This is a genomic window from Xanthocytophaga flava (genome assembly GCF_030068545.1).
GTDB lineage: Bacteria > Bacteroidota > Bacteroidia > Cytophagales > 172606-1 > Xanthocytophaga > Xanthocytophaga flava.
The window spans coordinates 19,214-27,179 of sequence record NZ_JASJOR010000057.1 but is presented as its reverse complement, the minus strand read 5'-3'; the positions used below and the strand labels follow the sequence as shown (position 1 = coordinate 27,179).

Sequence of the window (7,966 nt, the reverse complement as noted above, 5' to 3'; positions counted from 1 at the left end):
GATCCCTTGGCGACCAGGACGTACCTTCCCTAGACCCAGACAGAAAAGTTCCCGACGAAAATTTCCTACTCATAAACGATCTGGATTGTAAACAGTCCTTAAGTTGACAGCATTGAGCGGACGCTGCTCTCAAAATGGGTGATATCAACTTAAGAAAATACCCGGAAATACCTTCATTGAAAGAAACACTCCCCCTTTGTCCTTCTGAAAGAAACATTTGGCAAGGTTAGCGGCCTTTATTTTTGGAATATATTTTTTCTTTCCAAAACCAAGCAAGGCTCTATTTGTCACAAGTTTCTTCCAGAAGGACAAAAAGAAATAAGAGAAGAAAAAAGAAACAAATTCATTTGAGCTGACAGTAGTGACACTTGTTCAAATCATTTTTCCTTTGCAATGTAAAGAAGCATAAGCTACTTATCATCTACTCAAAATAATCCAAAGAGATATAACTGAGATTACCAGCCATAGAATTATACCTAGCGTCAGTGGCTTCCAGCCAATTTGTTTCATATCCTGTAAGGATATTCCTGCTCCAATCAGAAATAAGGCGGCAGTTAAACCAGCTTTGGCAGTTGAGGTTATAGTATGACTATATGGATGTATTTGAGGCAAATAACTATTTAGTAACATCATTCCTATAAACCCTCCAATAAACCAGGGTATTGTAATCTTCTTGTCTCTGTTGTGAAATACCAAGCTACTAATCAGGGCAACAGGTACAATCCACAAAGCTCTGGCTAGTTTTACAGTTGTGGCAACCTGTAAGGCTTCTGTTCCGAAGTTACTGGCTGCACCTACCACTGAACTGGTATCATGAATGGCAATAGCTGCCCATAAACCAAACTGGTGTTGTGACATATGTAAGGTATGACCAACTATCGGGAATAATACCAATGCTACAGCATTAAGCAGAAAGACAGTACCCAAAGCAACTGAAACTTCTCTCTCAGATGCATTGACCACAGGTGCAATAGCCGCAATCGCACTCCCACCACAGATGGCAGTACCTGAAGCAACCAGATGGGATGTCTTACGGGTCAGATGCAAAGCTGTTCCAAATACTAATCCCAGCACAAGTGTCAGGATTATAGAGAATAGGGTTAACCCCAGGCCTTCATGGGTATTTTCAATAACAGAAGACACATTTACTCCTAAGCCCAGTCCCACAACTGACAGTTTAAGCAAACTCTGTGACCAGAAATGAGTATAACGAGCAAAAGGATTTCCAAAGAAATGAGTTAACAGAAACCCTGTACACAAAGCAACCGGAGGGGTGACTACAGGTAATAGACAACATCCAAAAAGAACAAAAAACAGAAACTTGCGATAAGGATCAGAAAGATGACTAATCATATTGTAATAGACTTGATTTGTTGTACAAACCTAGTCTATTACCTGACGTCCGGCCAATCACAATGTCTTATCCACTATTACTTTTTGTTATGGCAAAATGTTATATCATCAATATTTCTTGTCAGCAAGGCATACTCTTTTAGAGCTGTAGAATAAATTATGTTGACGCGATAAAACAAATTGATAGGGAAACCTCGTTATAATACCTATATTTATAGGCTCAGAATCCGTACAGAGAAAAAAGTATTGACTTCGAATGAAAACAAACAAATTTTTGCGCATTTGCATCATTGTATTGCTGGTAGTGATTAATGTTGGCTGTGATCAGGTTTCCAAATCCATTGTGAGAAAGAACATTGATGCGTATGAACATATTGAACTGATCGATGATAATCTGATTCTTACTAAAGTTGAAAATACAGGAGCATTTCTAAGTGCAGGGGGCACATTGCCCGAACCCATTCGCAATGTATTGCTATCACTAGTCCCAGCATTAGTGCTGGCTGGAGCTTTAAGCTACGCATTCTTTAATCAATCTCTTAAGACTAGTGCCTTAATCGGGCTTTGCTTTATCATTGGAGGTGGCATCGGCAATGTATTTGATCGTATCAAGTACGGTTCTGTCACAGACTTTCTGCATATTCAGTTGGGTTGGTTTGAAACAGGTATATTTAACATGGCAGATGTATCCATTATGATTGGGTTTGGTTTGTTGTTATTGCAATACTTCCGAAAATCAGAAATCCCACAGGAAAATTAATCAAAGCGCCTTTTCTATTTCTTTGATTTTGCTTTTTAAACTCTCTCTCTCTATATAAGTATCCCTGGAATTAACAGAGTTTATGAAATTATTTTGTTGAATAGTTTTGAGGATAGACAAATCTGTTTGATTAGGAACAGCAGTTACATAGTTAGCATAGTTTTCAAGTAATGTCCAATAATTCATCACAATGGGATCATTAAAATTACTACCTTGCTTAAATCTATCATTAAACATAGTAACCTCACTTCCTTTACGAACATAGATACAATAACTTGGTATCTTTAAATATGTACTAAGTAAATTCTGAACACTATCTATTAAGGCTGCATCCTCACGATCTCCAAAATCCTCATCATTTATTTTCTTTCTAGTTTTAGTGAAGTCATATTTCATATTTACTCCCAACACATATTCATAACGAGGTTTTGCCAACCTTTTTTGCATCAACTCTGAAGTATTCAAAATACGTACTACAGCCTTAATACCAGCAAGTTCGTAGTTCCGTTCTTCCAAGAAGTTTGAAATGCTATCCTCCAATTTCTTTTCCAACTGACGTTTAATTGTAAATAGTTGATTGTTCTTACTATAATTTGAATCTAGACCATAGTAAAAGTAAAAAGTCCTTCGAATTGATCCCTGGGCATTTTTAGATTTCAATTTTGTTAAGGTTTCAATATAATCCCGAATAAGAGTGTATTGAAAATCTATTGTATCCCATTGTGTTGTCAATTTATTTAACCCTGAGATCAGAGGTACTTCTACATCTTTTTTATCAAACTCACTTAAACAATCCACAGCAAAGCTGGTGTTAGGATATTTGTCTCTATATGCCTCAATAAAATATAACAGTCCTTTATAAGACTTTTTAAGTTCACAGTTTTTAATGGTACTACAAATTGTAGTCATATCTTTTACATTTCCCTTTTGCAAATAGTTATTCATAGCAACATCCAGATGTGGCTCTCCTAAATCATATAATGCATGAATAGCCGCCACAAACAATCCTTCATCATTACTATGCAAAAATGATGTAAGCTTGGGAATAGCAGGGTGATAGTTAAGCTTTGCCAGGGTTGAGATAATTTTTGCTTTTACGCCTGAAGAAGCAAAAGCATCTCCTCTAGGTTCCATAATGTTTGGTTGTATAACTATATTGGAAGCACTATCCAATCTGGAAAGAAGTAATATCCCTAACCTAGAGGAATCTTCACGATGTAACAACTCCTCCAATGCTAGTTCCTGGATAATGGGTACCGTATCAACAAGTAATCGTTCAAATAAAGTGACAACTGAATCTCTTTCAAGTTTTCTCAGATGCAGTCCTAATGCATAGCGGGTGTCAGGGAATGTATCAAGCAAAGCTTTATGAAAGACTGGATAAAACTTTTGATTTCCACACATATCCAACCGCATCAAATACTCATCAGGTGTACAAGGTGTTGGTTTATGTTCTAGTGAGCTATTCAACAGATCAAGTACCTTATTCAAGTAAACAGGATTGGGTTGATGTATTGATTTGTATGTGATAGCCTCTTTCAGAAACTCCAGAAAATCAGGATAGGGTTTTGCCGTTTTATATCCAGGAAAACCAAATAAATTGTAATAAGCACTATCATTTTCTACAGCAATCATCCCACTGGTCGGAGACCAAACAGTATAGGCTGTTTTATCTTTTACTGCATTGACAAACCTTCTCATAAATAAATTCCAGCCTGCCTGCTCTTCCAAATATCTGATACGACCATTTGTTTCCTCTAATTTCTGTAAAAATAAAATATATCTTTTACCACTGTTTAAAGCCCGATACTCAACAGATTCAGGCGAGCCATATGGGTCATTATAGCCTGTAATCCAGATATCTTTCTGATCCAACTTACCTTTAAGAACTTCTACTGCTTCTACACGAGTATGCCATGTTCCATCCTCTTGAACCTCTCCTAACAAAATAAGATCTGACTTTTCAATCATTTCCTCCCACTCAGCATCCGTCCATCCATCACCATGGAAGAAGCTAGTAGCTGTAACTTTGTCGTATTTATATTTTATATAAAGTAGAGCAAGCAATAGTAACACTACAGATAGTAAAAGAAGCGGTTTCTTTCGAATCATTTTAAAAGTGACAAATTTTCCTTAAATGAAGTCTAATAAAAATAGCTCTCTAATGTATACAGTTTTCAGATGACAACTTTTCCACAGGCATATTTTTTTTACATACAATGGTAGTATTATTCATTTTCACTACTCAAATGCCAGCTACTAAAGAATATCCCTTCTATCTGAAGACGACAGTTATCCTTTTCGGAATCATCCTTTTTTCCTATATCCTGTTTACTATCCGGGATATACTTATTCCACTGGCATTTGCTGTGGTTATATCCATTTTGCTCAATCCGGTATATATCCGGTTTCGCCGATGGAAAACACCACCTGTTGTAGCTATTACCCTGACTTTACTCCTTGCCATACTAGTGTTGGGAGGCATTCTGTTCTTTTTGGGTACTCAACTCTCTCTATTCAGTGATACCTTTCCTATGCTGAAACAAAAACTAATGCAGATCATTACAGAATCTCAACACTGGCTACAGGAACGGTTTAATATCTCTGCAAAAAAACAGGCCGAATACCTGAACAAAGGAGTAGAGGGCGGAACTGCTATGGTTGGGCAAACATTGGGAACGGCGATTGGTATGCTGGGGATATTTTTTCTGATTCCTGTGTATGTGTTTTTGTTTCTCTACTACAAGTCTCTGATCCTTAATTTTATTTATGAGGTATTTGCCGAAGAGAACTCCAACCATGTCGGAGAAATTCTGAATCAGACTAAAACAGCTATTCAAAGTTATATGGTTGGCCTGATGCTGGAGATGGTCATTGTGGCGGTCATGAATTCCGTTGCCCTACTCCTATTAGGCGTCGACTATGCTATCTTATTAGGTGTAATAGGCGCTATTCTCAATCTAATCCCCTACATTGGTGGTATTATTGCCATTGCATTACCAGTGCTGATGGCTACTGTGACTAAAGATGGGTATACCACCCAACTGGGTATATTGGCGGCTTATGCATTGATTCAATTTATTGATAATAACATTCTGGTTCCACGTATTGTATCCTCCAAAGTAGAAATCAATGCATTGGTTTCAATCATTGTGGTTCTGTTAGGTGGAGCTGTATGGGGTGTATCCGGTATGTTCCTTTCTATTCCTCTGGTAGCGATTCTAAAAATCATTTTTGACCGGATTCCTGATCTCAAACCCTGGGGTAAACTACTAGGGGACGACATTCCGAATAACCACAAAGGACAACTCTGGAAGCGAAAACGCTAGACAGTCCATATAATTGTCATGTATAAGTTTACAGTAAACTTGAGTTTTTAAAAGATCATCGCTTATTTGTATTGCTGATTACAGACTTATCACTTCAACCCACAATTCATGCGCATTCCCTTTACCCAACTGGAAAAGGAGTTCAAAAGAGTATTACTCAAACTAGACTTTCCAGAAGAACGAGCAGCTTTCTGTGCACATATTTTTGCGTCCAATAGCCGGGATGGTGTGTATTCTCACGGACTCAATCGATTCCCCACATTTGTGGAATTCGTAAAAGAAGGTCTGGTAAACCCAAATGCAGAACCAGAAAGGATTCAACAATTTGGCGCAACGGAAACCTGGAATGGTCATCGGGCACCAGGTATGTACAATGCCTCAATGGCAATGAATCGGGCTATTGCACTTGCCAAAGAATATGGTATTGGCTGTGTAGCCTTACAAAATACCAGTCACTGGATGCGTGGGGGTACGTATGGCTGGCAGGCAGCTGATGCCGGATGTATTGGGGTTTGCTTTACCAATGCGTTAGCTAGCATGGCAGCCTGGGGTGGTGTTGAACCTACATTAGGTAATAATCCACTGGTTATTGCTGTACCACGTGCAGAAGGTCATGTTGTACTGGATATGGCGATGTCACAGTTTTCGTATGGAAAGATGCAGGAGTATCAACTGGAAAACAAACAACTTCCGTTTCCGGGTGGCTATGATGATGAGGGTAAACTAAGTTATGATCCGGCTGTTATACGCAAAAATAAACGAGGTTTGCCTATTGGGTTCTGGAAAGGAAGTGGACTGGCTATGATACTGGACATTTTGCTGGTAGCATTGAGTGGTGGACGATCTACCGCAAAAATTACAGCAGATGGAAAAGAATTTGGTGTGTCTCAATGTTTTATTGCCATTCATCGTCCGGATTTGCATGCGAGCCTTATAGAAGAAGTCCTGAAATATGTCAAAAGTAGTACACCCGCAGACCCAACAAAACCTATTGCTTATCCGGGAGAGAACACACTGAAAACAAGAATACAAAGTGAACGGGAGGGGGTACTGGTTAATGAAGAAATGTGGGAGAAACTACAGAACATGTAATTACTCTTTTACATCAGATAAATCATGGCGGTCAAATCCGCCTTTTTCTTCTAAAAGTCTGGATATCTCACGAGTTAGCTTATCCAAATCTTCAGTAGATGTTACCAGATGGGTGATTAATTTATTAAAACCGATTGAGTCATCTTCGAAAGGCATAATATTCAGCAAGCCCTGAAGACGACTCACATACAACCGCAATTTATGGGAATTGATAAAAGCATATTCCCGAAGTTGTTCATTCTGTTTTTGTAAGTCCTGCGTTCTGCGAATGACCAGTTCTTCCAGATTCTGATTTACAGAAGAAAGGGTATCGTTCAACAGTTTTAGCTCTTTCTTCTGCTCTTCAATTTCCTCATTTCTCTTACCCAACAATTGGATCAATCGCTGATGTCGTTGTTTCTGATAATAAAACAGAATGGCTAACGAAGCAAGTAATATACTGACTAACCCAAAAATGGTAAGTTGCAGATGACGTTCCTTAGTTAAATGTACAATGTGCTCTTCTTTTTGTGCAACCTCATATCGGGTTGAAATGTCGGCAATAGTTTGTGTCTGGTTATCTGAAAATAAAGTATCAGTGGCCTCTACCTGCAAACTACGATAATAAAAAGCCTGTTTATAATCATCGATTGCAGCATACAATTCAGACAGCGTCAAGGAGGCTTCCTTGATACGTATCCATTGGTTGTATTGCTGGGCGATTTGTAAACTTCGTAAAGAAAGAGCTATTGCTTTGTGGTAGTCTTTCTTTCTCTGATAACAAATGGCCATATTGTTGAGTGTTGTAGGGAACAACTCTGTTTTATTCAGCCTTTCTTTCTCTGCCAGTGCCTTTTCCAGATAGATCAGACCAGTGTCTGACTCATTGATCAACACATAGGAATACCCTATATTGTTAAGCAACCGTATTATCTCCTCTGTATCATGCAGTGATTCACTTACTTCCAAAGCCTGCTGATAGGCATGTAAAGCCTGAGGGTATTCCTTTTTGTTAAAGTAAATGCCACCCATACTATGAAGTGCATAGGCATACTCTTTAAAATAACTAAGTTTCTGAGCCAGATTGGCTGCTTTCTGATAACAGGCAATACTCTTATCAAACATACGTTGTTTTTCCAGTATACGGCCAATATTCATATTGCTCACCATACTACCTCTGAGGTATTGATTCACTTCAGACATAAGCAATGCCTGCTGGCTATATTCCATGGCTTTTGCATCATCAAAACTCAGATAGACTTTGCCTATATTGTTTAATACTTTGATATAGGTTGTATCACCAACCCGGCTAGCTTCCAGTATATTTTTGAGACTATCTATTTTCTTTTGAGGAGTACTTGCAGCATGGCGAGTCTGTGCCACAAGAGGCAGAATACCAAAGAACCATACTATGTATAGAAAGAGTTTCTTCATTTTCCTGATATCAGGATTC

At 38.4% G+C, this 7,966-nt stretch carries 6 protein-coding genes; 3 read left to right on the top strand and 3 right to left on the bottom strand.

The features are described from left to right. Positions 1-417: 417 nt before the first annotated feature. Positions 418-1,353, bottom strand: a complete 936-nt coding sequence (locus QNI15_RS37890; protein ID WP_314037297.1) for a YeiH family protein — start codon at positions 1,351-1,353, stop codon at positions 418-420. 256 nt (positions 1,354-1,609) lie between these two features. Between QNI15_RS37890 and lspA the strand changes: the two genes are divergently transcribed. Further along, on the top strand, positions 1,610-2,113 hold the full coding sequence (gene lspA, locus QNI15_RS37885; RefSeq protein ID WP_314037295.1) for a signal peptidase II: 504 nt from the start codon (positions 1,610-1,612) through the stop codon (positions 2,111-2,113). Here the strand turns inward: lspA and QNI15_RS37880 are convergent, their stop codons facing one another. Beyond that, positions 2,114-4,225, bottom strand: a complete 2,112-nt coding sequence (locus tag QNI15_RS37880) for a HEAT repeat domain-containing protein (RefSeq protein ID WP_314037292.1) — start codon at positions 4,223-4,225, stop codon at positions 2,114-2,116. Positions 4,226-4,332: 107 nt separating this feature from the next. On the opposite strand from QNI15_RS37880, the gene QNI15_RS37875 reads away from it, so the two are divergent. Together QNI15_RS37875 and yiaK are read left to right on the top strand one after the other, a co-directional pair. After that, the gene (locus tag QNI15_RS37875; RefSeq protein ID WP_314037290.1) at positions 4,333-5,442 is read left to right on the top strand and encodes an AI-2E family transporter; all 1,110 of its coding nucleotides are present in this window, start codon (positions 4,333-4,335) and stop codon (positions 5,440-5,442) included. A gap of 108 nt (positions 5,443-5,550) precedes the next feature. Further along, positions 5,551-6,534, top strand: coding sequence for a 3-dehydro-L-gulonate 2-dehydrogenase (gene yiaK, locus QNI15_RS37870; RefSeq protein ID WP_313994227.1), 984 nt, complete (start codon positions 5,551-5,553; stop codon positions 6,532-6,534). Here yiaK and QNI15_RS37865 read toward each other — a convergent pair whose 3' ends face one another. Next, a complete protein-coding gene (locus tag QNI15_RS37865; protein WP_314037288.1) occupies positions 6,535-7,947 on the bottom strand; it encodes a tetratricopeptide repeat protein in 1,413 nt (470 codons plus the stop codon). It lies immediately after the preceding gene. Between the last annotated feature and the right edge of the window lie 19 nt (positions 7,948-7,966).

What these genes read in the sequence shown, in the direction of transcription:
- QNI15_RS37890 (WP_314037297.1), bottom strand. Translation starts at nt 1,353, where the DNA reads ATGATTAGTCATCTTTCTGATCCTTATCGCAAGTTTCTGTTTTTTGTT.
- lspA (WP_314037295.1), top strand. Translation starts at nt 1,610, where the DNA reads ATGAAAACAAACAAATTTTTGCGCATTTGCATCATTGTATTGCTGGTA.
- QNI15_RS37880 (WP_314037292.1), bottom strand. Translation starts at nt 4,225, where the DNA reads ATGATTCGAAAGAAACCGCTTCTTTTACTATCTGTAGTGTTACTATTG.
- yiaK (WP_313994227.1), top strand. Translation starts at nt 5,551, where the DNA reads ATGCGCATTCCCTTTACCCAACTGGAAAAGGAGTTCAAAAGAGTATTA.
- QNI15_RS37865 (WP_314037288.1), bottom strand. Translation starts at nt 7,947, where the DNA reads ATGAAGAAACTCTTTCTATACATAGTATGGTTCTTTGGTATTCTGCCT.
- QNI15_RS37875 (WP_314037290.1), top strand. Translation starts at nt 4,333, where the DNA reads ATGGTAGTATTATTCATTTTCACTACTCAAATGCCAGCTACTAAAGAA.